Source organism: Duganella sp. Root1480D1 (assembly GCF_001427305.1).
Lineage (GTDB): Bacteria > Pseudomonadota > Gammaproteobacteria > Burkholderiales > Burkholderiaceae_D > Rugamonas.
In genome coordinates this window covers 201755-227165 of sequence record NZ_LMFZ01000005.1, presented here as the reverse complement: position 1 = coordinate 227165, position 25411 = coordinate 201755, and the positions used below count along the sequence as shown (strand labels likewise).

Below are 25411 nucleotides of genomic sequence, written 5' to 3'. Positions count from 1 at the left end.
GGGCCGAAACGAGATCAGGCGTGCTCTCCATAGTTCTGAGTATACGTAGGTGATTTCCTACCGACAATTAAGCATTGAAACCATTTGTAGATCCGCAACGCATTTCACAATATAAAATCAGCTTCCGCAATTTGAAAAACAAAGGATTCGCTGATAGAATCCTTCACACTTAGCCAAAGTCTTAGTAAATAATCACCTGCACCGTCCGGAGACATAAAGGGTGGGGCGCCTTCAATCGATAGGAGACTAGTTACATGTCAGCTCAACTTGACCAGGTCACGGCACAAACGGCCAACGATCCTGATGCACAGGAAACCAAAGAATGGCTGGAGGCGTTGGAAGCCGTCCTGGAAAACGAAGGCCCTGAGCGTGCCCACTACCTGATGGAGCGACTGGTCGACCTGGCCCGCCGCCGCGGCGCCGATATCCCGTTCTCCGCCAATACCGCCTACGTCAACACCATCCCCGCCCACAAAGAAGCCCACTGCCCAGGCAACCTGGAATACGAAGAGCGCCTGCGCTCGTGGATGCGCTGGAACGCGATGGCGATGGTGGTCAAGGCCAATCGCGCCGACGGCGACCTGGGTGGCCACCTGTCCTCGTTCGCCTCGCTGGCGAACATGCTGGGCATCGGCTTTAACCACTTCTGGAAAGCCGAGAGCGAGAACCACGGCGGTGACCTGCTGTACATCCAGGGCCACTCGTCCCCTGGCGTCTACGCGCGCGCCTTCCTGGAAGGCCGCCTGAGCGAAGAACAACTGCTGAACTTCCGCAAGGAAGTGGACGGCAAAGGCCTGTCCTCCTACCCGCACCCGAAACTGATGCCGGAATTCTGGCAATTCCCGACCGTGTCGATGGGCCTGGGCCCGCTGATGGCGATCTACCAGGCGCGCTTCCTGAAGTACCTGCACGCACGCGGCATCGCCAACACCGAAGGCCGTAAAGTCTGGGCCTTCTGCGGCGACGGCGAGATGGACGAACCGGAATCGATGGGCGCGATCGGCATGGCTGCCCGCGAACAGCTGGACAACCTGAACATCGTGGTCAACTGTAACCTGCAGCGCCTGGACGGCCCTGTGCGCGGTAACGGCAAGATCATTCAAGAGCTGGAAGCGGACTTCCGCGGCGCCGGCTGGAACGTCATCAAGGTCATCTGGGGCCCGGGTTGGGACAACCTGCTGGCGCAGGACAAGGACGGCATCCTGCAGAAGGTGATGATGGAAACCGTCGACGGCGAATACCAGAACTACAAGGCCAAGGATGGCGCCTATGTGCGCAAGCATTTCTTCGGCAAGCATCCGAAGCTGCTGGAAATGGTTGCCAACATGTCCGACGACGACATCTGGCGCCTGACCCGTGGCGGCCACGATCCGCACAAGATCTACGCCGCGTTCAAGATGGCCAACGAATCCGTCGGCAAGCCAACCGTGCTGCTGGTGAAGACCGTCAAGGGCTTCGGCATGGGCAAGTCCGGCGAAGCGCGCAATACCGCGCACCAGACCAAGAAACTGGACGATGAGGCAATCCGCGAAATGCGCGACCGCTTCAACATCCCGATCCCGGACGACCAGCTGAAAGACATCCCGTTCTTCAAGCCGTCCGACGACGCGCCTGAAATGAAGTACCTGCACGAACGCCGCAAGGCGCTGGGCGGCTACCTGCCTTCGCGCCGCACCAAGGCCGACGAGCAGTTGGTGGTACCGGGCCTGGACGCCTTCAAGGCCGTGACCGACCCGACTCCGGAAGGCCGCGAGATTTCGACCACCCAGGCTTACGTGCGTATCATCACCGCGCTGCTGCGCGACCAGTCGCTGGGCCAGCGCGTGGTGCCTATCCTGGTCGACGAGTCCCGTACCTTCGGTATGGAAGGCCTGTTCCGCCAGATCGGCATCTTCAACCAGCAAGGCCAGTTGTACGAGCCGGTCGACAAGGACCAGGTGATGTACTACCGCGAAGACAAGGCCGGCCAGATCCTGCAAGAGGGTATCAACGAAGCGGGCGGCATGAGTTCCTGGATCGCCGCAGCGACCTCGTACTCGAGCAACAACCGCGTGATGATCCCGTTCTTCACCTACTACTCGATGTTCGGCCTGCAGCGCGTTGGCGACCTGGCTTGGGCGGCGGGCGATATGCGCGCTCGCGGCTTCCTGATGGCGGGCACCGCCGGCCGCACCACGCTGAACGGCGAGGGCCTGCAGCACGAAGATGGCCACAGCCACATCGTTGCGGCGACCATCCCGAACTGCGTGCCGTATGATCCGACCTTCGGCCATGAACTGGCTGTGATTATCCAGGACGGCCTGCGCCGCATGGTGGGTGAGCAGGAAGACGTGTTCTACTACATCACCATCATGAACGAGAACTATGCCCACCCAGGCCTGAAAGCAGGCCAGGAAGAGGGCATCCTGAAAGGCATGTACCTGCTGCAGGAAGGCGACAAATCCGCCAAGCAGCGCGTGCAACTGGTCGGCTCGGGCACCATCCTGCGCGAATCGATCTTCGCCGCCGAACTGCTGAAGAACGACTGGAACATCGCCGCCGACGTGTGGTCCGCTCCTTCGCTGACCCTGGTCGCCCGCGATGGCCAGGACTGCGAACGCTGGAACATGGTCAACCCGACCAAAGAGCAGCGCGTACCGTATGTAACCGGCCTGCTGAAGGACAGCACCGGCCCGATCGTTGCAACCACCGACTACATGCGTGCATTCGCTGAACAGATCCGTCCTTACATGCCGGAAGGCCGCACCTACAAGGTGCTGGGCACCGATGGCTTTGGCCGTTCGGACAGCCGCGCCAAGCTGCGCGAGTTCTTCGAGGTGAACCGCTACTACATCACCGTCGCTTCCCTGCGCGCCCTGGCGGACGAAGGCAAGATCGCGATGTCGGTTGTGGAAGACGCCATCAAGAAGTACGGCATCAACCCGAACAAGCCAAATCCGGTGACCCAATAAATAAGAAGACGGAGCAAACACTATGAGCATGGTTGAAGTGAAAGTCCCGGATATCGGCGACTTCAAGGAAGTTGAAGTCATCGAACTGATGGTCAAGGTGGGCGACACGATCAAGGTTGACCAGTCGCTGGTGACCGTTGAATCGGACAAGGCATCGATGGAGATCCCTTCGTCGCAAGCCGGCATCGTCAAGGAAATCAGCGTGAAGGTCGGCGACAAGGTGGCCGAAGGCTCGCTGCTGCTGATCGTGGAAGCTTCCGGTGCCGGCGCTGCTGCAGCTCCTGCCGCAGCTCCGGCGGCCGCTGCACCAGCTGCCGCGCCAGCGCCTGCCGCTGCTGCCGCGCCAGCGCCAGCTGCGTCGGCCGGCCCGGTCGAAGTCAAGGTCCCCGACATCGGCGACTTCAAGGAAGTGGAAGTCATCGAAGTGCTGGTCAAGGTTGGCGACACCATCGCCAAGGACCAGTCGCTGGTGACCGTCGAATCCGACAAAGCCTCCATGGAAATTCCATCGTCGCACGCCGGCGTGGTGAAAGAAGTGAAGGTCAAGGTAGGCGACAAGGTCGCTGAAGGCTCCCTGGTGCTGATCGTTGACGCAGTCGGCGGTGCCCCTGCGGCCGCCGCGCCTGCGGCAGTTGCTCCTGCCGCAGCACCGGCTCCGGCCGCAGCGGCGGCGCCAGCCGCGGCGCCGGCAGCACCTGCCGTGAACGGCAAGCTGGCCCACGCCTCCCCATCCGTCCGCAAGTTCGCCCGTGAACTGGGCGTGGACGTGACCCGCGTTGGCGGTACCGGTCCGAAAGGCCGCGTGACCCAGCTGGACGTGCAGAACCATGTGAAGGGCATCATGTCCGGCGCCGCAGCTGCACCGAACGCCGCACCAGCCGCCGCCGGCGGTGGTGCCGGCATGAACCTGCTGCCATGGCCATCTCTGGACTTCAGCAAGTTCGGCGAAACCGAACTGTCCCCGCTGCCGCGCATCAAGAAGATCTCCGGCCCGAACCTGCACCGCAACTGGGTGATGATCCCGCACGTCACGCAGTTCGAAGACGCCGACATCACCGACCTGGAACAGTTCCGTGTCGACAGCAACAATGCGAACGCCAAGAACAAAGATGCCGTCAAGCTCACCATGCTGGCATTCGTGATCAAGGCCTCCGTGACCGCGCTGAAGAAATTCCCGACCTTCAATTCGTCCCTGGACGAGAAGGGCGAGAACCTGATCCTGAAGAAGTACTACAACATCGGTTTTGCCGCCGACACGCCGCAAGGCCTGGTGGTACCGGTCGTGAAGAATGCCGACCAGAAGTCCGTGACCCAGATCGCCAAGGAAATGGGCGAGCTGTCGCTGGCCGCGCGCGAAGGCAAGCTGAAGCCGACCGACATGCAAGGCGCCTGCTTCACCATTTCGTCGCTGGGCGGCATTGGCGGCACTGCGTTCACCCCGATCGTGAACGCACCAGAAGTGGCGATCCTCGGCCTGTCCAAGTCCTCCATGAAGCCAGTATGGGACGGCAAGCAGTTCGTGCCGCGCCTGATGCTGCCGCTGTCGCTGTCCTATGACCACCGCGTGGTCGACGGCGCGTCCGGTGCACGCTTCGCCGCATACCTGGCCGAAGTACTGGCCGATATGCGCAAGATCCTGCTGTAAGGAGGCCACGATGATCGAAGTTAAAGTACCGAACATCGGCGACTTCAAGGACGTTGAAGTAATCGAGCTGCTGGTCAAGGTTGGCGATACCGTCAAGGTCGACCAGTCGCTTGCCACCGTTGAATCCGACAAGGCATCGATGGAGATTCCATCGACCCACGCAGGCGTGATCAAGGAACTCAAGATCAAGGTTGGCGACAAGGTGAGCGAGGGCTCGGCGCTGATGGTGGTCGAAGAAGCCGCCGGCGCCGCCGCGCCAGCAGCCGCACCCGCGCCAGCCGCAGCTCCTGCGGCCGCTGCAGCCCCGGCACCAGCCGCTGCGGCTGCACCGGTCGCCGCACCCCAAGCTGGCGGCTATGCCGGCCAGGTCGACATCACCTGCGACATGATGGTCCTGGGCGGCGGTCCTGGCGGCTACTCCGCTGCCTTCCGCTCCGCAGACCTGGGCATGAACACCGTTCTGGTCGAGAAATACGCGACCCTGGGCGGCGTCTGCCTGAACGTCGGTTGCATCCCATCAAAAGCACTGCTGCATCTGGCAGCAGTGGTAGACGAAACCAGCCACATGGCCAAGAACGGCGTCACCTTCGCCAAGCCGGCCATCGACATCGACCAGGTACGCAGCTATAAGGAAGGCGTCATCAAGAAGATGACCACTGGCCTGGCAGGCATGGCCAAGATGCGCAAGGTGAACGTCGTGCAGGGAGTAGGCCAGTTCCTCAGCCCACACCACATCGAAGTCACCGCGGCCGACGGCAGCAGGAAAGTGGTCCAGTTCAAGCAAGCCATCATCGCCGCTGGTTCCAGCGTAGTGAAGCTGCCATTCGTCCCGGAAGACAAGCGCATCGTCGACAGCGCCGGCGCACTCGAACTGCGCTTCATGCCGAAGAAGATGCTGGTCATCGGCGGCGGCATCATCGGCCTGGAAATGGCTACCGTGTACAGCACCTTCGGCGCGCGCATCGACGTGGTCGAAATGATGGACGGCCTGATGCAAGGCGCCGACCGCGAAGCCGTGAAAGTCTGGCAGAAGTACAACGAAAAGCGCTTCGACCGCATCATGACCAAGACCAAGACCGTCGGCGTGGAAGCGCTGCCGGAAGGAATCAAGGTCACCTTCGAAGCGGCGGAAGCCGGCGCCACCGCACCGGAACCGCAACTGTACGACATGGTCCTGGTGGCAGTCGGCCGCAGCCCGAACGGCAAGAAGCTCGCCGCCGACAAAGCCGGCGTGATCGTCACTGACCGCGGCTTCATCAATGTCGACAGCCAGATGCGCACCAACGTACCGCACATCTTCGCAATCGGCGATATCGTCGGCCAGCCGATGCTCGCGCACAAAGCCGTGCACGAAGCGCACGTCGCCGCGGAAGCAGCCCACGGCGAGAAGGCACACTTCGACGCCAGGATCATTCCGTCGGTGGCCTACACCGATCCGGAAGTGGCATGGGCAGGCATCACCGAAGACGAAGCGAAAGCCAAGGGCATCAAGGTCGAGAAGGGCCACTTCCCATGGGCAGCCAGCGGCCGCGCCGTTGCGAATGGCCGTGACGAAGGCTTCACCAAGCTGCTGTTCGATGCGGAAACCCACCGCATCATCGGTGGCACCATCGTCGGCACCCACGCCGGCGACATGATCGGTGAAATCGCCCTGGCAATCGAAATGGGCGCCGACGGCATCGATATCGGCAAGACGATCCACCCGCACCCAACCCTGGGTGAATCGATCGGCATGGCGGCAGAAGCCTACGAAGGTGTCTGCACCGACCTGCCGCCGCCACGCAAGCGCTAAGGCCGAGGCCCGTCAGCGCACACGCGATGGGAGGACCGACTGGCGGGTATCAACCGCGATCCAGTTGTCCTCCCAGTTTTTCCCGTTATCGGCGGAGTAAGCCTGTTCGAAGCGCCATAGGTCCTGGCTCAATGGAATGATCAGGAAACGGACCAGGATTTTGCGGCCATTGAGCATGTCCTGGCCAAAGAACGTCCCACGTCCTAGCTTGAAGCTGCCCTGCATTGGTTCGGTCATTGAGCCGTTGGCGAGATTCGCGAAGTGCAGGCTCCATTGCCCGCTCGCAGGCTGGTACAAGCGAAGAGAAACGCCCGAGATCCTCCCGGCCGCCCCCTGCACATCAAACTCGACGATGTTCGCCCGCTTGTCCATCAGCGGCGTGACGGTCGTTGTGCCGGTATATTCAAGCCATTCCTGGCTGCCGCTGAGCGGTTTGCCGAGACGCCGCAGTTTTGTTTCCCAAGTCCCCAATTCCCAATTGAAGTCCTGTTGGCCGTCGCTCGCCGAAGGAGCTGCCGTGGGCGCGTCGATGTGCGCGAAGAAGAGCAGGAACGCGATGAATAAGGTTTTCATGGGCTGGTCCGGGCGTCGAAAGTGTTGAACCATCTTAGTCTCGACAGGGTTGCCCGGACAGGGCCATCGCGCGCCATTTTCCTGGGGCCACGGGGGCCGAGGAACGGTAAGGCGGATTTACTTCTGGTTACGGTACTGCTCGAAGTGCTGGTTGTAATCGTTCCAGTTGTCGTCGAACATTTTGCTGAACTGGTCCATGAAGTAGGACTTGGCTTCTTCTTTCTTGCCGTTGTAGGTTTCTAGATCGCCCTGGGCGCGCGCTACCAGGAAGATGTTGTAGCGGGCGGCGGCGAACAGCAGGCTGGCGCCGACCAGTTGCGGTGCGCCTTTATTGCTGTTTTCGTGGGCGTTGGCCAGTGCAATGTAGGCGTCGATGTTCTCGAAGAATTTCTGGTCGTCGTTCTGCTGCTGTTGGGTTGCTTGTTCGCTCATGATTTACTACCAATAAGTTGATACTAGGGGTGGGCATCGTGACACAGGAACCGCGTTGCTGCAATAAAAAACCGGGCTTTTGCCCGGTTTGTTGTTAGCTCGCTATGAAGCGCTCTGGGATTTCGATGCCGCCGCTACTGGCAGCTTCTGCATAGGCCTTCAGTTCATTGATCGCGGCGTCCAGGTGCTCCTTGTTCGGGTTTTCCTGGAACCCTTTGATGCGCTCGTTGATCGTGGCGATTTTCCTGCTCCATTCGAGCCGATCGACCTTGCTCATACAACCTCCCACTTTAATTTTGGTTCTCGAGAAGGTCAGTATCCGGCAGCTAGCCGACGGGCCACCGTGCGCTAGCGCACATACGCTGCCGCGCACGCTTAGGGGCGGCTTAACGCTTCAATACACCGCGCAGGAACAGGTCGATGCCTTGTTCGATTTCGCCTGGCGTGGTGGCCACGCCGCAGCGCGATTCGAACAGGAAGCGCCGCAGCTGGTCGCCCATCAGGCAATTCATCAGGTGGATCGCCAGGCGTTCCGGCGGCGCATCGGTATCCAGTTGGGCGCGAATGGCGGGCAGGGCGAAAAAGCGCGCCAGCAGCTCGCGCGTCTGGCGCGGGCCGGCGTCCCAGAAGGCTTCCGCCAGGTCGGGATTGGCATGCGCTTCCGCCACCACGATCTGGTACAAGGCCGTCGCTTCCGGGCTGCTGACCAGGCGGTGGAAGCGCAGGCCGAACTCGCGCAGCGTGTCGCGGATCGGGCCCTGGATGCTGTCTTCCATGCCCACCGGGTCGAAGGCGCCGGCGCGGTAACGCAGCAGGATAGCCTTCAACAGGCCGGCCTTGCCGCCGAATTTCACATAGATGGTGCGCACGGCAACCCGTGCTTCCTTGGCAATGGCTTCCAGGCTGACCTTGCCATAGCCCTTCTCCAGGATCAGGCGGGCGGCCGTATCCATCAAGTCGTTCAGGCGGGCCTCGGCCTCGGCGGCTTTGGGGCGCCCGGCTTTGACTGGTTCAGAGAGTTGTTCGACAGACATGATTGAAAACCATACGTAATGCCCGAAGGCTTGCAGATAGCGTCCACTTTATTCCAATTTAAAATGAAATGCAATCGTTTCATTTCTTGACTTTGATCATTGATTGACGAATAATGCACACGACTCATTTCATTTTCAGGGAGTTTCCCACCATGTCCCAGCACAACCCAGCCGAACAAAAAGTGCTCAGCGCAGTGCCAGAAGCCACGCCTGCCGCCACGCCTGCAGCCACTCCTCCTAACCGTCGCGTCCTCGTGATCGCCGGCCTGATCGCCCTGGCAGCCCTGGCCGCCGGTGGCCGCATGTGGTACCGCAGCCATCATTACGTGGAAACGGAAAACGCCTACGTGGCCGGCCATGTGCACCCGGTGTCCTCGCGCATTTCCGGCGTGGTGACCAAGGTGCTGGTGGACGACAACCAATTGGTGAAAGCCGGCGACGTGATCGCCGAACTCGATCCCTTCGACCAGCAGGTGAAGGTGGAACAGATCCAGGCGCAGATCGCCAGCGTGCAGCAGCAGGTCCTGCAAGCCGACGCCCAGATCGCCCAGGTGAATGCACAAGCCAGCGCCGCCGCCGCGCAGGTCGCCCAGGCGCAAGCCAACCAGCTGCGCGCCTCGCAGGACGCCGAACGTTACGGCCAGCTGTATACCAGCCAGATGAAAGCAGTATCGAAAGCCGAACTGGATGCCGCCAATGCCGCCCGTACCAGCGCCACTGCCGACGTGGCGGCGCGCAAGGACAGCGCCGTTGCAGCGAAAGCGCAAATCGGTTCCGCCACCTCCGCCCGCGAAGTGCTGAAGGCGCAAGTGAAAGTGCTGCAAGTGCAGTTGAAAGACGCGCAGCAGCAACTGGCATACAACCGCATCGTCGCCCCGGTCGATGGCCGCGTCGGCAAGCGCACCCTGGAAGTGGGCCAGCGCGTGCAGCCGGGCCAGCAACTGGTGGCCCTGGTGCAGGACAATGTATGGGTCACCGCCAACTTCAAGGAAACCCAGCTCGCCGACATGCGCGTGGGCCAGGAAGTGAGCCTGACCATCGACGCACTGCCGGGCAAGGAGCTGGTTGGCCGCGTTGACTCGTTCTCGCCTGCCTCCGGCGCGCAGTTTGCGCTGCTGCCGGCCGATAACGCCACCGGCAACTTCACCAAGATCGTGCAGCGCGTGCCGGTGAAAATCACCTTCAAGCCGGAAGACCTGAAGGCCTATGAAGGCCGCCTGGTGCCGGGCATGTCCGCCATCGCTGAAGTCAGCATCAAGTCGAACGCAAAATGAGTGCCCCAATGATGGTGCCTGAAGGCCGGGTGTCCGGCCGCACCTGGATCGCCGTCGCTGCGGGCATGCTGGGTGCCTTCATGGCAGTGCTGGACATCCAGATCACCAACTCCTCGCTGCGCGACATCCTCGGAGCACTGAACGCCACCCAGGAGGAAGGCTCCTGGATTTCGACCGCCTACCTGGTGGCCGAAATCATCGTGATCCCGATGACCGCACTGCTGACGCGTACCTTCGGCATGCGCGGCTACATGATGGGCACCACTGCACTGTTCCTGGTGTTCTCGACCCTGTGCGGTGCGGCCTGGAACCTGCAAAGCATGATCATGTTCCGCATGATGCAGGGCTTTACCGGCGGCGCGTTGATTCCGATGGCAATGACACTGGTGATGGCAAAGCTGCCAGCTTCCAAGCGCGCCGTGGGCATGGCGATCTTCGGGCTGACCGCAACGCTGGCGCCTTCCATGGGCCCGACCCTGGGCGGCTACCTGAGCGAGCTGTATGGCTGGCCGTCGATCTTCTACATCAACTGGGTGCCGGGCATCCTGCTGATCGCCGGCGTGGCGTATGGCCTGGACCATGAAGAGCGCAAGCTTAGTGAACTGTTCAACGCCGACTGGCTGGGCATCGCCTTCATGGCGCTGGGCCTGGGCTGCCTGACCATCTTCCTGGAAGAAGGTAACAGCAAGGACTGGTTTGAATCCGGCTTCATCATCGCGTTTGCCGGCTTGTCGATCGTGGGCCTGCTGGGCTGGGTGCTGACCAGCGCGATGCGACCGCATCCCTTCGTCAACCTGGGCCTGTTCGCGCAGCGCAATTTCCTGGTGGCGTCGGCGCTGGCCGCCGTGATGGGCATGGGGCTGTACGGCTCGTCGTTCCTGCTGCCGCTGTACCTGGGCCAGATCGCCGGCTACTCGCCGATGCAGATCGGCGAAGTAATCATGTGGGCCGGCCTGCCGCAGCTGTTCATCATGCCGTTTGCGGCCAAGCTGTCGATGAAGATCGATAACCGCATCCTGTGCTCGTTTGGCCTGGGGCTGTTCGGCGTGTCCTGCATCATGAATGCTTACATGGACGCGACCACCGGCTATGACCAGTTGCTGCTGTCGCAGGTGGTACGCGCGCTGGGCCAGCCTTTCGTGATGCTGACGCTGTCGAACTTTGCCATGAACGGCATTGCGCCGAAAGACACCGCATCGGCATCGAGCCTGTTCAACATGATCCGCAACCTGGGCGGCTCGATCGGCATCGCATTGCTGGCAACCCAGCTGACGCAGCGTGAACACTTCCACTCGGCCCGCCTGGGCGAGGCAGTCAGCAGCTTCTCGGCAGCGACCCAGTTGCGACTGGACCAGTTGACGCAGAACTTTATCGGCAAAGGCTTCGACCCGGTCACCGCGTCGGACAAGGCGCTGAAGGCGGTGGACGGCATCGTGCGGCGCGAATCGTTCGTGATGGCTTACAACGACGGCTTCCTGATCGTAGGCGCAATCCTGCTGTCCTGCATCCTGATCCTGTGGCTGTCCGACAAGGTGAAGTCCCCTTCGGGCGGCGGCTCCGGCGCGCACTAATTGAGAGAAAGAACTATGAACATCAAGATGATTGCAATGGCAGTTGGCGCAGCGGCAGTACTGGCCGGCTGCGGCACCGTGGGCAGCGATTTCAAGGCGCCTGGCGCGATGCAGGAGCAGGCTTTCCGCCATGCGCCGCAAGGCGCAGCAAGCGAAGCCCAATTGCCGGCGCAGTGGTGGACCGTGTTCAGCGACGACACGCTGAACCGGCTTGAGCACCAGGCCCTGCGCGACAGCCCGACCGTCAAGGCGGCGGCGCAGCGCCTGTTCCAGGCCGAAGCGCAACTGGGGCTGACGAAGGCCAGCCAGTTGCCGTCCGTGACGCTGAGCACTGGCGTATCGAATTCGCGCACCTCGGCCAATACCTCGCAAGGCATCGCGCTGGGCCACCGCTCAATCCACGGCAACAACTACTCGGTAGCGGCAGGCTTCTCGTATGAGCTGGACCTGTTCGGCCGCGTGCGCCGCGCCGTGGAATCGGCCGATGCGCAAGCGCTGGCAGCCAGTCATGACCGTGACGGCGTGCTGTTGCTGCTGTCGTCGCAGATCGCCACCACCTATTGGCAGTTGCGCGGCCTGGATGCCGAAATGGCGATCCTGCGCGGCGCCCTGGCCACCCGCAAGGAAACCGAGGAGCTGGTGAATGCCCGCTTCAACGCCGGCCTGTCGAATGAGCTGGACACCTCGCGTGCCCGCATCGAACGCGCCAACGCCGAAGCCGACCTGGAAGAAGTGCAACGCCAGCGCAACACGCTGGAACATGCGCTGGCCGTGCTGGTAGGCGCCTCGCCGTCGGCCATGCAACTGGAGCAGGCCACGGCCACCGAGTTGCCGGCGCCACCGGTGATTCCGGCCGGCGTGCCGGCCAACCTGCTGGCCCACCGTCCCGACCTGGCCGCCAGCGTGGCCACCCTGCGTGCGACCAATGCCAATGTCGGCGTAGCGGAAGGCGCCTTCTACCCGTCGGTCAGCCTGACCGGCAACTTCGGCTACGCCTCGGAAAGCCTGAGCGATATCAGCAAAGGCGGCTCGCGCGTCTTCAGCTTTGGCCCGCTGGCGCTGTCGCTGCCGATCTTCGACGGCGGCCGCAACCAGTCCAGCCTGACTGTCGCCAAAGCCCGTTACGAAGAAGCGGTCGCCAACCACGAAGGCAAGCTGTTGACCGCCTTGCGCGAAGTGGAAGACGCGCTGTCCGACGTGCAGCAGCGCACGCAGCAAGGCAAGGTCCAGGCGACTTCCCGCGAAGCCGCCACCCGCGCCTACGACGTTGCCCGCGCCCGTTACGAGCGCGGCATCAGCACCTACCTCGACGTCACCGATGCCCAGCGCAGCGCCCTGGCCGCCAACCGCGCCGCCGTGCAAATCAACACCCAGCGCATGCTGGCCACCGTCAGCTTCGCCCGCGCCCTGGGCGGCGGCTGGCAAGCCCCGTAAGCCCTCCGCTGCCGAGCCCGTGTCCCACCCTGGGGTCACACCCCAAGTGTGACACGGGCTCAGCCATTTTCCCCCGCGAATGCCTGGATAGCCCTCGAAACGGTCTTGATTGATACGCCGAAGTGGTCCGCAATTTCCTGGCGTGTATAAGCTGTCGACTGAAAGGCGCGGGCCATAGCCTCGTCACGTTCCGTGTATTGCTCCGCGTAGGCGTACAGCGATATCGCGTTTTCGCGGTCGGGGCTGGGGCGTTCGGTGTGGAAGGCCAGGGGATCAGGCAGTCCAATCCCGGCGGCGACGAACTTCTTGTAGGCCGCTATCCTTCCGCCCAATTCGCCATTTCCAAATAGCGAAAGGAGCCAGTGTGTTTCCAGCCATCCCGGCGCACCGGAGGGATCAAGGTAGTGCCGATGGCTGCTCCATGGCCAGTCTGCGGCATCCTGGGCGAGCCTGGCCCGCACGGGATTCAGGCTGACATAGCGCGCAACGGCAAGCAGCTGGCTATTCTTGTCCACGTTCACCGCATGAAAGCGGCCCTGGATGACATGACCTGTCAGGCCGTGCCTTTGGTTGAAATGCTGACAGTAAGTTGCATTGAGCATATGGATGCCATCCGAAAGATTCGGGTGGATGGTTTGCAGAAGCAGATGGAAATGGTTCGGCATCAGGCAGTAAGCGAATATCCGGAACGCATGCTTTTCCACCGTCTCGGCCAGTGTGTCGAGCCAGATCAGATGGTCGCGCTGGTCATGATAAATAGGCGCGCGCCGATTGCCACGCGAAGTAACGTGGTAAATAGCACCTGGAAAGATGGTTCGGGGAGCTCGGCTCATGCAGGGAAATTAGCATGCGCTGCTGTCACCAGGTCTGATGCAAATCAAACGGATGGGCTTGTGTCCCACTTGGGGTGTGACCCCAGGGTGGGACACGAGCTGGTGCGTAGATTTAGCGAGGGCCGAGGCGGGCAAGCATGAAGTCGATGAAGCTGGTCAGCTTGGGTGTGGGCTGGCGGTCGCGGGGATAGAGCAGGTGCATGGGGCGCGGGGTGGGCAGGTAGTCGTCCAGCACGCGTACCAGGCGGCCGGCGGCAATGTCTTGCGCCAGCGCCGTTTCGGCTTGCATGATCAGGCCGAAGCCTTTCAGCGCGGCTTGCTTGAGCGCGTAGCTGTTGTTGGCGCGCAGGCGGCTCAGGGCAACGTGACGGCCATCCTTGTCGCCCTTTAGGCGCCAGCGCGCTTGCGGCACCCAACCGCTGAATTCCAGGCATTCGTGTTGCGCGAGGTCGGCCGGCACTTGAGGTACCCCGCGCCTGGCGAGGTAGCCGGGGGAGCCGCAAATCACCACGCCATATGGCCGCAACGGCCGCGCTACCAGCGACGAATCTTCCAGCGTGCCGATGCGCACGGCGACGTCGAAGCCTTCTTCCACCATGTCGATCATGCGGTCGTTCAGGTTCAGGTCCACGCTGACTTCGGGATACATCTCGAGGAAGTCGGGGATCATGGGGCTGAGCCACTCCATCCCGAACGAGACGGCGGCCGTCACTTTCAAGACGCCGCGCGGTGCCACCCGCATGGTTTCGGCCAGGCTTTCGGCGGCGCCGATCTGCGCCAGGATGGCGCGGCATTGCTCGGCGTATTGGCGCCCGATTTCGGTCAGCGATTGGCGCCGTGTGGTGCGCGTCAGCAGGGCGGCGCCAAGCCTTTGTTCCAGCTCCCGCACATGCTTGCCCACCATGACGGCGGAAATGCCGAAGCGTTCGGCTGCTGCCGTGAAGCTGCCGGTGTCGACGGCGGCGACAAACACTTCCATGCTGCGTAATTTGTCCATTGCTAATCATGAGTTTGTAATGATCTAAATCATAGCTCATTTATTCTTGTGGTGACGGAGCGCATACTGGCTTCACTTCGAAACCCAACAGGAGATTCAACATGAAAAAGATCATCGTTATCGGCGCTTCCGGCACCATCGGCAAAGGCATCGTGGAACAGCTGGGCTTGCGCCATGAAGTGATCAGCGTAGGCCGCAGCAGCGGCCAGTACCAGGTCAAGATCGAGGATCCGGCTTCGGTGCAGGCGCTGTTCGAAAAAGTCGGCAAGGTGGATGGCGTGGTGGTGGCTGCCGGCGACGTGCACTTCGGCGCGCTGCACGAAATGACGGCGGAGCAATTCCAGTCCGGCCTGAATTCCAAGCTGATGGGCCAGGTGAACGTGGCATTGGCTGCGCAGAAGTACCTGAATGACGGCGGTTCGATCACCCTGACCAGCGGCATCCTGTCCGAGCAGCCGATCCGCTACGGCGCCAATGCCAGCGCGGTCAATGCTGCAGTGGAAGGCTTCGTGCTCGGCGCTGCCATCGAACTGCCGCGCGGCTTGCGCATCAATGCGGTCAGCCCGACCCTGGTCAATGAATCGGTGGACGCCTACGGCCCTTACTTCTACGGCATCGAAACCGTGCCCGTGAAGCGCGTGGCCCTGGCCTACAGCCGCAGCGTGGAAGGCGCGGAAAACGGCAAGACCTACCGCGTGTGGTAATGGGAACGGTCCTGGTAATTGGCGGCAGCGGCACCATCGGCAGCGCGGTGGTGCAGGAGCTGGGCAAGCGTCATCGCGTGATCACGGCCGGCCGCGCCAGCGGTGATCATCGCGTCGCGATCGAGGATATCGCTTCGGTGCAGGCCTTATTCGAAGAAGCGGGCAGGGTGGACCACGTGGTGGTGGCGGCCGGCGCGCTGCACGTCGGGCCGCTGGCGGCGATGACGCACGAGCAATTCCGCATTGGCCTCGATTCGAAGTTGATGGGGCAGGTGAACGTTGCCCTCGTTGCGCAGCATGCGTTGAACGATGGCGGATCGGTTACGCTGACCAGCGGGGTCGATGCACACAACCCGCTGCGCGGCTGCGCCAACACGGTGGCGGTCAATAACTGCATCGAGGGCTTTGCCCGCGGCGCGGCGGTGGAATTGCAGCGCGGGCTGCGCATCAACGTGGTCAATCCTTCGCTGCTGGAGGAATCGGCGGAAAAGTTCGAGCCGCTGTTTTATGGCTTCGAGCCCGTTGCCGCCAGCCGCGTGGCGCGAGCCTACAGCCGTTGCGTGGAAGGCGCAGAAAGCGGAAAAACTTTCCGCGCCTGGTAGGCGCAGGAATACAATGTGGCCTTCCTTTTAACTGTAGAAAAAAGGCCACATGAAAAACCTCCTGACCCCGCTGGTGCTGGCGATTGCCAGCGCCACCGCTGCCGCTGCGCCCGCTGATGTCGCCGAGCTGCAGAAGATGACCAAGCGTTACGCACCGGTGCAACTGAAGGCCGACACGTCGAAGCTTTCGTCCGGCGACCGCCAGGCGATCAAGAAGCTGATCGAAGCGGCGAAGATCGTCGACACCCTGCAACTGCGCCAGCGCTGGTCCGGCAACGAGGCCCTGTACGCTGCGCTGCAAAAGGACACGTCCCCCCTGGGCAAGGCGCGCGCCGAGTACTTCTGGCTGAACAAAGGCCCGTGGTCCATCCTCGACGACCACAAGTCGTTCCTGCCGGCGGAAGTGGCTGGCATCAAGGTGCCGGACCATAAGCCTGCCGCTGCCAACTTCTATCCGGAAGGCGCCAGCAAGGAGGAAGTGGAAGCCTGGATCAACGGCCTGCCAGCGGCGCAGAAGCAGGAGGCGCAGTGGTTCTTCACCACCATCCGCAAGGGCGACGATGGCAAGTTCAAGATCGTCAAATATTCGGACGAGTACAAGCCGGAGCTGGAGAAGCTGTCCAAGCTGCTGAAGGAAGCCGCCGCCTCGACCAGCAACGCTTCGCTGAAGAAATTCCTCGCACTGCGCGCCGACGCCTTCCTGTCCAATGATTACCTGCCGTCCGACTTCGCCTGGATGGACCTGGATTCGCCGGTCGACGTCACCATCGGCCCATACGAAACCTATAACGACGAACTGTTTGGCTATAAGGCTGCCTTTGAAGCGTATGTGAACATCCGCGATGAGAAGGAAACGCGCAAGCTGGACTTCTTCGCCAAGCATATGCAGGAGCTGGAAGACAACCTGCCGCTCGATCCGCAATACCGCAACCCGAAAGTCGGCGCCGTTGCACCGATGGTGGTGGTGAACCAGGTCTACGGTGCGGGCGATGGCAATATGGGCGTGCAGACCGCTGCCTACAACCTGCCGAACGACGAGCGCATCATCAGCCAGCGCGGCTCCAAGCGCGTGATGCTGAAGAATGTGCAGGAAGAGAAATTCAAGGCCACGCTGACGCCGATCGCCAAGCTGGTGCTGCGCCCTGCGGACCAGAAGGACCTGGACTTCAATTCCTTCTTCACCCACATCCTGGCGCACGAAATCACGCACGGCCTGGGCCCGCACATCACCAGGGTTGGCGCCACCGAGTCGACCCCGCGCCAGGATCTGAAAGAAGCCTATTCCACCATCGAAGAAGCGAAAGCCGACATTACCGGCCTGTTCGCCCTGATGTACATGATGGAGAAGGGCCAGTTGAACGACACCCTGGGCCAGGGCGAGGCGGCGGAGCGCAAGCTGCACACCACCTTCCTCGCTTCCGCTTTCCGCACGCTGCATTTCGGCCTGACCGACTCGCATGCACGCGGCATGGCGATCCAGGTCAACTACCTGCTGGATAAAGGCGGTTTTGTGTCGCACGGCGACGGCACCTTCTCGGTCGATTTCAAGAAGATCAAACAGGCAGTGAGCGATCTTGACCGTGAGTTCCTCACCATCGAGGCGACCGGCGATTATGCGCGCGCCAAGGACATGATGGCGAAATACGTGGTGATCCGCCCTGACGTGCAAAAGGCCCTGGACAAGATGAAGACAGTGCCGAACGACATTCGCCCATCTTTCCCGACTGCTAACTCCTTGCTGACGAAATAAACTTGTCGACGAGCTCAGCCAATATTTTGTAACAGCCCAGAAACTCCGGTAACAGCTTGCCGTAAGGCATGTATAGTTGTATCCAGTTACCGGAGTTCTGTCATGAAGCTGAGCCTGCCCATCCTGCTGTCTTTCTTCGCTGCTTCTGCAGGCGCTGCACAGCTTACCGAAACCGAAAGCCGCTGGCTGCAAGCCGGCGCTCCCGTGCTGGCCTACGCCAGGCAGGAACTCAAACTCCCGATCGACGTCGTGGTCCAGCCGCAAGCCGGCCCGAATGACGTGCCGCTGGCCATGGGCTTTGTCGATGGCCGCTGCAAGCTGGTGTTCTCCATGCGCGGCAATCCGCAGGCGGAAGACGTGTTGTCCGGTGTGCCAGCTGAACAACAGAAAATCCTGATCGAAGCCATGACTGCGCATGAGGTTGGCCACTGCTGGCGCCAAGCGCAGGGCAGTTGGCATGCCTTGCCGGCCGGTTTTGTCGAAGGTCCGCATGAGCAGCTCGACAATCCGGAATTGCAAGCCTTGTCGAAAGCCATGCGCGACACCCGCCGCGAAGAAGCGTTCTCCGACCTGGTGGCACTGGCCTGGATACAACGTGCCAATGCCGCGCAATACAGCCAGGTCCACGCCTGGCTGATGCAGGTGCGCCAGCCTGTTGAGCACGGTTCGCACAATACGCGTGCCTGGCTGCAACTTGCTGCCAGCGGTGCTGTGTTCTCTGGCGAACATAACCCCTTCGAACAGGCACGCGTGCTGTGGGGAAAAGGCTTACTTAAAGACGAGCAATAACCCGACTGTGTTCGGTCGCGCACAGAAAATAGTCCCCGGTAGGCGTGTAATCGCCATGCAAACCAATCCTAAAGGGGACTAACCATGAAGAAAATCCTGTGTATTTCGCTGGCTGCCCTGTTCAGTACCTCGTTCGCGGTCGCCCAGGCTGCCGATAACGACGCCTACAAAGCTGCAAAGGACAAGGCTGAATCCGACTACAAAGTTGCTAAGGACAATTGCAAGAGCCTTAAAGGCAATGCCGAAGACATTTGCAAGGACGAAGCCAAAGTGGCCGAAGCTCGCGCTATCCTGGATGCGACCAGGCAGCACCAGAACAACGCCAAGGACGTTGACAAAGCCCAGCGCAAACTGGCGGATGCCGAGTATGACCTGGCCAAAGAACGTTGCGACGACATGAGCGGTTCGGCGAAATCGGCCTGCAAGTCCGACGCCAAATCCGCCCACAAAACGGCTCTGGCCAACGCCGGTACCACCAGCACCACCGCTGCCGTAGCGCAGGACACCCGGGAAGCCGGCACCAACCTGGCCAATACCACGCGCGAGGCAACTGCCGACACCCGCTCCGCAATGTCCGACACCATGATCACCACCAAGGTCAAGGCTGAATACGCAGCCGATCCCCTGGTCAAGGCCATGGACGTTCACGTGGAAACCCAAAAGGGTATCGTCATGCTGAGCGGCTTCGTGCCATCGAAGGCAGAAGCTGACAAAGCTGTCGAACTGGCCCGCAAGATCGAGGGCGTGCAGGAAGTGAAATCTTCGCTGCAAATCAAGAAATAAGCTGGCGCTTTGCGTCGAAGAGGGGCCGGCCCAGTGCCGGCTTTTCTTTTCCTTGCATTTATGACGATCGTAATCTAACATGAGGCGCATGATTGCACATACCCTCTCCCAGCGGTTGCAACGCCGCGGCATCCACTACGCGTGGGTCATCGTTGCCTTGACCTTCCTGACCGGGCTGACTTCGTCGGCAGCACTCGGCTTGCCGGGCGCCTTGCTGCAGCCTTTGAGCAAGGAGTTCGGCTGGGGCGTCGACCAGATCTCATCGGCGCTGGCGGTGCGCTTCGCCCTGTTCGGCCTGATGGGACCATTCTCGGCGATCCTGATGGAGCGCTTCGGCTTGCGCAAGGTGGTGGTGACGGCGTTGAGCCTGATTACCGTGGGCTCGCTGCTGGCGCTGGGCATGACACAGTTCTGGCACCTGGTACTGCTGTGGGGCGTGATGCTGGGCGTGGGCTCGGGCATGACGGCGCTGGTGTTGAGCGCCGTGGTGTCCAACCGCTGGTTCGAAACGCGCCGCGGCCTGGTGGTCGGCATGCTGACGGCCAGTTCGGCCACCGGGCAACTGATCTTCCTGCCGGTCGGGGCGTGGCTGGTCGAGCATTTCGGCTGGCGCATGGCGGTGCTGCCGGTGCTGGTGGCCTGCGCCGTGATCGCACTTGCCGTGTTCTTCCTGATGCGCAATCGCCCTGCGGACGTGGGCCAGGCGCCGTTCGGCGCAACGCAGCCGGCAAGCGCGGCGGCTGCGCCGATTGCGATCGGTTTCACGACCCCGTTCCGCATTCTGCGCGAAGCGTCGGGCAGCGTAGTGTTCTGGCTGCTGGCCGGCAGCTTCTTCATTTGCGGCCTGAGTACCAATGGCCTGATCCAGACCCACTTCATTTCGCTGTGCGGCGATGCTGGCCTGGGGCCGGTACCTGCTGCTTCGGTATTGGCGATGATGGGCGCCTTCGACCTGGTTGGCACCATCCTGTCCGGCTGGCTGTCGGACCGCTACGACAACCGCAAGCTGCTGTTCTGGTATTACAGCTTGCGCGGCTTGTCGTTGCTGTGGCTTCCTTATTCCGACTTCACGCTGTATGGATTGTCGGTGTTCGCCATGTTCTATGGCCTGGACTGGATCGCCACCGTGCCGCCGACTGTGCGCCTGGTCGCAACGACCTTCGGCAAGGAGAAAGCCGGCATGGTGTTCGGCTGGATTTTCGCAGCCCACCAGTTGGGTGCTGCGCTTGCCGCTTTCGGCGCAGGGCAGGTGCGAACGCTGCTGCTTACCTACAATCCGGCGCTGTTCACCGCAGGTGCTGCATGCCTGGTGGCCGGCTTGATGGTGCTGGCGATACGGCTGCGGCCTGCCGCCTCAGCGGCGCCGGTCGCAGCCAGTGCTGCATGATATGTCAGGCCTGGGCCAGGATTGCCAGGCTGACGCCGATGCCGGCAAACCACACCAGCGTGCGCAGCGTGGCCAGGTTGCTGATGTAGATGATGCTGTAGGTGACGCGAATCAGCACGAAAGACATCGCCAGGATGTCGACGCGGTCCTGGTTGGCGTGCGCCTGCTGCGCGAGGATGACGGCGGCAATGAATAGCGGCAGTGCTTCAAAACCGTTCAGGTGTGCCGCATGGGCGCGCTTCATCCAGCCGGCCTGGCGCTCGGCCCAATCGCGCGGATCGGCGTTGTCGTAGCGGTCCTTGCCTGCGACCGAGGCGACCTTTGAGGTCATCGCGACCATCATTGGCAGCAGGCAGGCCGCGGCGATACACCAGTTTGCAACCGTCATCTTCTACTTCTCCTCTTATTTAAGGTATTTGGCGAGCCAGCCATGTACTTCGTTATAGAAGTAGCGGCTGTTCTCGCCTTTCAGGATCCAGTGGTTTTCGTCCGGGAATACTACCAGCTTGCTTGGCGTATTCAAACGCTGTTGTGCCGCGAAGTTCATCAGCGCGTTGTTGACCGGGACACGGTAATCCAGTTCGCCCACGGTAATCAGGATCGGCGTCTTGAAGCCGGTGCCTTTCTCGTGGTTCGCACCTTGCATGATCGGGCTTTGCTCGCGCCATACCGGCAGGTTGCTCCACACCGGGCCGCCGCCATTGACTTCTCGGCCGTAGATGCTGTCGCTGGTACCCCACTGCATCACCAGGTCCATTTCGCCGGCGTGCGACACGATGGCCTTGTAGCGGGTGGTGGTGGCCTGCAGCCAGTTGGCCAGGTGGCCGCCATAGCTCGCGCCGCCGGCTGCCAGCCTGGTGCTGTCGATGAACGGGTACTTCCTGATCGCTTCATCGACTGCCCAGTTGATTTCGTCGCCCGGGCCTTTCAGCGGGTCGTGCTGGATCGAGCGGGCGAACTCTTCGCCGTAGCCGGTCGATCCTTTGTAGTCGGTCAGCAGCACTACGTAACCTGGCTTGGCCAGCAGGTGGTAGTTCCAGCGCAGCACGAACTGGTCGCGCCACATATTCGCGGCGCCGCCGTGGATCACCGCGAACAGCGGGTATTTCCTGTTCGGGTCAAAGCCGGCTGGCTTGACGATCATGTTGTGGATCTGGCGCCCGTCCGGGGTCTTGTACCAGAAGTGCTCGGGCGCTTGCCAGTCGATCGCTGCGGCTTTTTCCACGTTGAAGGAGGTCAGGCGCTTTGGCGTGCCGTTGAAGGAGTAGATCTCCGGCGGATTGATGGCCGATTCCCATACGCCTACCAGTGCCTTGCCGCCGGCGTTCAGCGAGTTGATCGAACCGTTCGGCAGCGATGGCTCTTCGCGCTTGTCGCCGCCGGCGTAGTTCATCGAATTGACCTTTTCCAGGCCGGCATGCTCGAACGAGTAATAAATGCGTTTGCCGTCGCTTGGCAGGGCAATGCGCGAGATCGAGCGGTCCAGGTCCTGGGTCAGGATCTTCGGCTGGGCGCCAGTGAAGGGCCAGGCGAAGCTTGCCACGCGGGTCAGGTCGTACACCTTGTTCGGCACTTCTTCTTCGGTCAGGGCAAGCAGCGTCTTGCCGTCCGGGGAGAAGCGCAGGTCGTGGTAGCTGCGGCCATCCCTGGTCAACTGGGCCGGTTCGCCGCCCGCTGCCGGCACACTGTAGACCTGTGTGAAGGTCGAGGCGCGTGCGGCTTGGTCGCGGTTGGTGGAAACGGCGAACACCACGCCTTTGCCATCTGGCGTCCAGACCGCGTTGAGGGACTGGCCATCGTCGCCCTGGCTGCCGCCAAATCCAGGCAGTTCGGCCAGCTTGCTGCCGGCCAGGATGTCGCGTGGCTTGGCCTCGGGCTGGGCATCCATCACGAACAGGCGCACCTTCTTGTCGTCCAGCCATTTGTCGAAGAAGCGTGGCGGGAAGGACTCGTAGGCGCGGGCGCTGTACTTGCGGTCCTTGCGCTCCTTGGCGACCTTCTTCACTGCTTCTTCGTCGGTGGTGCCTGGGAAGATCTCGCTGACGAACAGGATCTGCTTGCCGTCCGGGCTCCACTTCGGCATGCGCGCACCCAGTGTCAGGGTGGTCATGCGCTGCGCTTCGCCGCCGCTGGCAACGTCGAGGCGATAGATTTGCGGCGCGTCGTCGCCTTCGCGCTTGGCGACGAACAGCAGGAAGCGGCTGTCCGGCGACCAGGCGTGCGCGGATTCTCCGCCCTTGCTGAAGGTCAGGCGGCGCGGCGCGCTGTCGTCCACCAGCGATTTGATCCAGATATCGGACCATTGTTCCTTGCTGTCGTAGGCTGGATCGGTGACCGAGAACACGGCCCATCTGCCATCCGGGCTAGGTTGCGGGGCGCCGACGCGCTTCATCAGCCAGACGTCTTCGTGGGTGATGGCATGCCTGGCTGGTTCGAGCGAGGCCGCCTGGGCCAGGCCGGCGCAGGCGCCGAAGATCAGCAGGGAAGTGAGCTTGGGGAAGAGTTTAGTTGCAATCATTGCACAGGCTTGGTTGATTCAATGGAGCGACGATAGTGAGGATTCGGCAGGCCCATGTCAACGTGCTGTTACTTAGCTGATACAAAGGCCGCGCGTGTTAGACTCGCGCCCCATGAATTCCGTGCTCGCCCTGAAACTCTTCCTCGTTCCTTCCCTGATTTACGCAGTTACCCTGGCCGGGCGGCGCTGGGGCCCTGCCGTTGCGGGCTGGCTTTCCGCCTTCCCGATCGTTGCGGGACCGATCTTGCTGGCGATTTCGCTGGAGCAGGGCGCCGGCTTTGCCGCCAGTGCCGCGGAAGGCACTCTGATGGCCGTGCTGGCAATGATTAGCTTCAGCCTGGCGTATGCGTGGGCGTCGGCCCGGATGGGCGTTGCGGGGGCGATGCCGGTCGCGCTGGGTGCCTGGGCATTGGCGGTGGCGGGCCTGCAGTCGGTTCGGCTGCCATTGCCGTTTGCCGCGCTGGCGGTTGTCGCCGCCTTGCTGCTCGCACCGCGCCTGTTCCCTGCGCTTCGCCATGCCTCGGCCAGCCCGGCCGCTTCGGGTTCGTCGCCGGCGCTTCGGCGTGGCGGCGACCTGCCGTGGCGCATGCTGGCCGGTGCAGTGCTGGTGATGTCTGTCAGCGCCGCCGCTGCTGGACTCGGCCCGCGCCTGAGCGGCTTCTTCGCCATGTTTCCGGTGATGGGAACGGTGCTGGTTGGCTTCACCCATGTGCAGGCCGGGCGCGACAGCGCGGTGCAACTGCTGCGCGGCACCATTCTCGGCTACTTTGCCTTCGCAGCGTTCTGCGTGGCGATTTCGCTGCTGCTGCGTGCGCAGCCTGTGGCAGTATCCTTCTTCTGCGCTTTTGTTTTTGCGCTGACTATCCAGTTGTTGGCGAAAGCCGCATCGTCAAGGCGCCAGGCGACATGACGAAACCGTGGTACTCCTGGCTGTCTCCTTCGACCGAAACCAGTTCGAAGCGTCCTAGCAGGCAAGCCATGGCGACCTTGATTTCCAGCAGCGACAGGTAGCGTCCCGGGCAGAGGCGCGGCCCGGAGCCGAACGGCATCGCCAACTGGCGCGCGTTGCTGCCTTCCAGCCAGCGTTGCGGATCGAAATCCGCGGCATTGCGCAGCTTCGTTTCAGCCACGCTGTCGTGCCGCAGCACGCACCACACCACGCTATCCTTGGGCACCTGCACGTCGCCCACCACGCAGTCGCGGTTGGCCTGCAGGGGAATGAAAGGCGCCGGCGGTTTCAGGCGCATGGCTTCGTGTGCACAGGCGTCGATGTACTCCAGTTGATCCATCTGCTCGATGGAAAATCCCAGCGGATCTGGCGCTATGCGGCGCACTTCTTCCTGCGCACGCTGCAGCGCAGCCGGGTGGCGCGACAGCAGCCATATCAGCCAGGACAGGGCGCTGGAGGTCGTGTCCTCGCCCGCCAGCAGCATGGTGCTGACATTGCCGACCACGGCGGCGTGGTCGATGCCGCTGCCTTCCTGGTTGGCGGCAGCCAGCATCGCTTCCAGCATATTCTGCGGCCGCTCGGCGCGTGCCGGATCGTCCTGCATGCGCTGGCGCGCCTTGGCAATGAAACCATTGGTCGCTTCGCGCATGGCAAGCACCGCGGCCTCCAGCTTGCGGTCGTAGGGCAGCTTGATATAGCGCCAGTACGGAACCGGCAGCAGCGAACGGCGCGCAGTGCCGTCCATGATCAGTTCAAGCTGCTGCTGCACCACGTCGTCGCCGTGTTCGATGGTGTTGACCTCCTCGCCGAAAGCCAGGCCGGCGATCACGTCCACCGTATAGCGCTTCAGGTCTGCATTCAGGGCGATAGGGCGGCCTTCCTGCGCCGCTTGCACCCAGCGCGCCTGCAGGCGTGCGCCGACGCGTGCCAGCAGAGGGAAATAGGCCTTGATCGCATGCGGCGCAAACGCCTGCATCACCATCTTGCGCTGGTTGCGCCAGGCCGCGCCCTCCGCCAGGAAGACACCGCGCTCGCCGCCCATTTCATCCGATACCTGGGCTGTCACATCGGGCCGGCGGAAGCCGTCCGGCCGGTCGCGCAGCACGCCGTTGACCAGCGCAGCATCGGCAACCACCAGCGCCTGCGTGCGGCCTATGCTCAGGCGGAACAGCGAACCATACTGCTGCGCCAGCGCTTCGACATCGGCATGTACCTTGCGGGGCCGGAGCTGCAAGGCATTGCCGAGGAAGGGCAGCCCCTTGGGGCCGGGCAGGTCGGAAAGTTGGCGCAGCGCGCCGGTAGCTGGGGCGGTCGTGGTATCCATGGTGGCCAGTATGCGCCGGGACTTCGGTGCGGTCTTGAACGTTTGCGACATCGCGCTACAATGCTGTGC

22 protein-coding genes are annotated in these 25411 nt (G+C 62.1%); 13 read left to right on the top strand and 9 right to left on the bottom strand.

Annotated features, from left to right (window positions below; translation table 11 throughout):
• The first annotated feature begins 254 nt into the window (after nt 1–254).
• Genes aceE through lpdA form a run of 3 tightly spaced genes read left to right on the top strand, consistent with a single transcriptional unit; the run spans nt 255 to nt 6388 of the window.
• Nucleotides 255–2951 (top strand): pyruvate dehydrogenase (acetyl-transferring), homodimeric type, encoded by a 2697-nt coding sequence (gene aceE / locus ASD58_RS07905; RefSeq protein ID WP_057260563.1) that lies wholly within the window; start codon nt 255–257, stop codon nt 2949–2951.
• A gap of 22 nt (nt 2952–2973) precedes the next feature.
• On the top strand, nt 2974–4596 hold the full coding sequence (gene aceF / locus ASD58_RS07900) for a dihydrolipoyllysine-residue acetyltransferase (protein ID WP_057260562.1): 1623 nt from the start codon (nt 2974–2976) through the stop codon (nt 4594–4596).
• A 10-nt stretch (nt 4597–4606) separates the two neighbouring features.
• Nucleotides 4607–6388 (top strand): dihydrolipoyl dehydrogenase, encoded by a 1782-nt coding sequence (gene lpdA / locus ASD58_RS07895; protein ID WP_057260561.1) that lies wholly within the window; start codon nt 4607–4609, stop codon nt 6386–6388.
• 12 nt (nt 6389–6400) lie between these two features.
• On the opposite strand, the gene ASD58_RS07890 is transcribed toward lpdA, so the two are convergent.
• The 4 genes from ASD58_RS07890 to ASD58_RS07875 all read right to left on the bottom strand — a co-directional run bounded on the left by ASD58_RS07890 (nt 6401) and on the right by ASD58_RS07875 (nt 8427).
• Complete coding sequence (locus ASD58_RS07890) at nt 6401–6961, bottom strand: hypothetical protein (protein WP_057260560.1); 561 nt, start codon at nt 6959–6961, stop codon at nt 6401–6403.
• A 117-nt stretch (nt 6962–7078) separates the two neighbouring features.
• Nucleotides 7079–7393: a DUF3144 domain-containing protein gene (locus ASD58_RS07885; protein ID WP_057260559.1), complete on the bottom strand. Its 315-nt coding sequence runs from the start codon at nt 7391–7393 to the stop codon at nt 7079–7081.
• A 94-nt stretch (nt 7394–7487) separates the two neighbouring features.
• Nucleotides 7488–7670, bottom strand: coding sequence for a hypothetical protein (locus ASD58_RS07880; RefSeq protein WP_057260558.1), 183 nt, complete (start codon nt 7668–7670; stop codon nt 7488–7490).
• 109 nt (nt 7671–7779) lie between these two features.
• Nucleotides 7780–8427, bottom strand: a complete 648-nt coding sequence (locus ASD58_RS07875) for a TetR/AcrR family transcriptional regulator (RefSeq protein ID WP_057260557.1) — start codon at nt 8425–8427, stop codon at nt 7780–7782.
• 152 nt (nt 8428–8579) lie between these two features.
• Here ASD58_RS07875 and ASD58_RS07870 point away from each other — a divergent pair, with 152 nt between their 5' ends.
• The 3 genes from ASD58_RS07870 to ASD58_RS07860 are packed head-to-tail and all read left to right on the top strand — an operon-like array spanning nt 8580 to nt 12706.
• Nucleotides 8580–9701 carry an HlyD family secretion protein gene (locus tag ASD58_RS07870; protein ID WP_057260556.1) on the top strand — a complete coding sequence of 374 codons (1122 nt, stop codon included), beginning with the start codon at nt 8580–8582 and terminating at the stop codon, nt 9699–9701.
• Between the two features lie 8 nt (nt 9702–9709).
• Entirely contained in the window at nt 9710–11272 is a 1563-nt protein-coding gene (locus tag ASD58_RS07865; RefSeq protein ID WP_229209927.1) for a DHA2 family efflux MFS transporter permease subunit, read from the top strand.
• A gap of 15 nt (nt 11273–11287) precedes the next feature.
• Entirely contained in the window at nt 11288–12706 is a 1419-nt protein-coding gene (locus ASD58_RS07860; protein ID WP_057260554.1) for an efflux transporter outer membrane subunit, read from the top strand.
• Nucleotides 12707–12765: 59 nt separating this feature from the next.
• On the opposite strand, the gene ASD58_RS07855 is transcribed toward ASD58_RS07860, so the two are convergent.
• Complete coding sequence (locus ASD58_RS07855; RefSeq protein WP_057260553.1) at nt 12766–13539, bottom strand: transposase; 774 nt, start codon at nt 13537–13539, stop codon at nt 12766–12768.
• Between the two features lie 112 nt (nt 13540–13651).
• The gene (locus tag ASD58_RS07850; protein WP_057260552.1) at nt 13652–14536 is read right to left on the bottom strand and encodes a LysR family transcriptional regulator; all 885 of its coding nucleotides are present in this window, start codon (nt 14534–14536) and stop codon (nt 13652–13654) included.
• Between the two features lie 101 nt (nt 14537–14637).
• On the opposite strand from ASD58_RS07850, the gene ASD58_RS07845 reads away from it, so the two are divergent.
• From ASD58_RS07845 to ASD58_RS07820, 6 genes are all read left to right on the top strand, one after another.
• Nucleotides 14638–15240: a short chain dehydrogenase gene (locus ASD58_RS07845; protein ID WP_057260551.1), complete on the top strand. Its 603-nt coding sequence runs from the start codon at nt 14638–14640 to the stop codon at nt 15238–15240.
• Nucleotides 15240–15842 carry a short chain dehydrogenase gene (locus ASD58_RS07840; RefSeq protein ID WP_057260550.1) on the top strand — a complete coding sequence of 201 codons (603 nt, stop codon included), beginning with the start codon at nt 15240–15242 and terminating at the stop codon, nt 15840–15842. Before ASD58_RS07845 ends, ASD58_RS07840 begins: the two co-directional genes overlap by 1 nt.
• A gap of 49 nt (nt 15843–15891) precedes the next feature.
• Nucleotides 15892–17592: a DNA mismatch repair protein MutT gene (locus ASD58_RS07835; RefSeq protein ID WP_057260548.1), complete on the top strand. Its 1701-nt coding sequence runs from the start codon at nt 15892–15894 to the stop codon at nt 17590–17592.
• Nucleotides 17593–17694: 102 nt separating this feature from the next.
• On the top strand, nt 17695–18381 hold the full coding sequence (locus tag ASD58_RS07830; RefSeq protein ID WP_057260546.1) for a hypothetical protein: 687 nt from the start codon (nt 17695–17697) through the stop codon (nt 18379–18381).
• A gap of 84 nt (nt 18382–18465) precedes the next feature.
• Nucleotides 18466–19164, top strand: a complete 699-nt coding sequence (locus tag ASD58_RS07825) for a BON domain-containing protein (protein WP_057260544.1) — start codon at nt 18466–18468, stop codon at nt 19162–19164.
• An 88-nt stretch (nt 19165–19252) separates the two neighbouring features.
• A complete protein-coding gene (locus ASD58_RS07820; RefSeq protein ID WP_057260543.1) occupies nt 19253–20551 on the top strand; it encodes an MFS transporter in 1299 nt (432 codons plus the stop codon).
• 4 nt (nt 20552–20555) lie between these two features.
• On the opposite strand, the gene ASD58_RS07815 is transcribed toward ASD58_RS07820, so the two are convergent.
• Both ASD58_RS07815 and ASD58_RS07810 read right to left on the bottom strand, forming a co-directional pair.
• Nucleotides 20556–20939 carry an MAPEG family protein gene (locus ASD58_RS07815; protein ID WP_057260541.1) on the bottom strand — a complete coding sequence of 128 codons (384 nt, stop codon included), beginning with the start codon at nt 20937–20939 and terminating at the stop codon, nt 20556–20558.
• A 15-nt stretch (nt 20940–20954) separates the two neighbouring features.
• On the bottom strand, nt 20955–23069 hold the full coding sequence (locus ASD58_RS07810; RefSeq protein ID WP_057260540.1) for a S9 family peptidase: 2115 nt from the start codon (nt 23067–23069) through the stop codon (nt 20955–20957).
• A 112-nt stretch (nt 23070–23181) separates the two neighbouring features.
• Here ASD58_RS07810 and ASD58_RS07805 point away from each other — a divergent pair, with 112 nt between their 5' ends.
• Nucleotides 23182–23979, top strand: coding sequence for a hypothetical protein (locus ASD58_RS07805; protein ID WP_057260538.1), 798 nt, complete (start codon nt 23182–23184; stop codon nt 23977–23979).
• Here the strand turns inward: ASD58_RS07805 and ASD58_RS07800 are convergent.
• Nucleotides 23930–25393, bottom strand: coding sequence for a cytochrome P450 (locus ASD58_RS07800; protein ID WP_082565288.1), 1464 nt, complete (start codon nt 25391–25393; stop codon nt 23930–23932). The two genes, ASD58_RS07805 and ASD58_RS07800, sit on opposite strands and share 50 nt — an antisense overlap.
• Between the last annotated feature and the right edge of the window lie 18 nt (nt 25394–25411).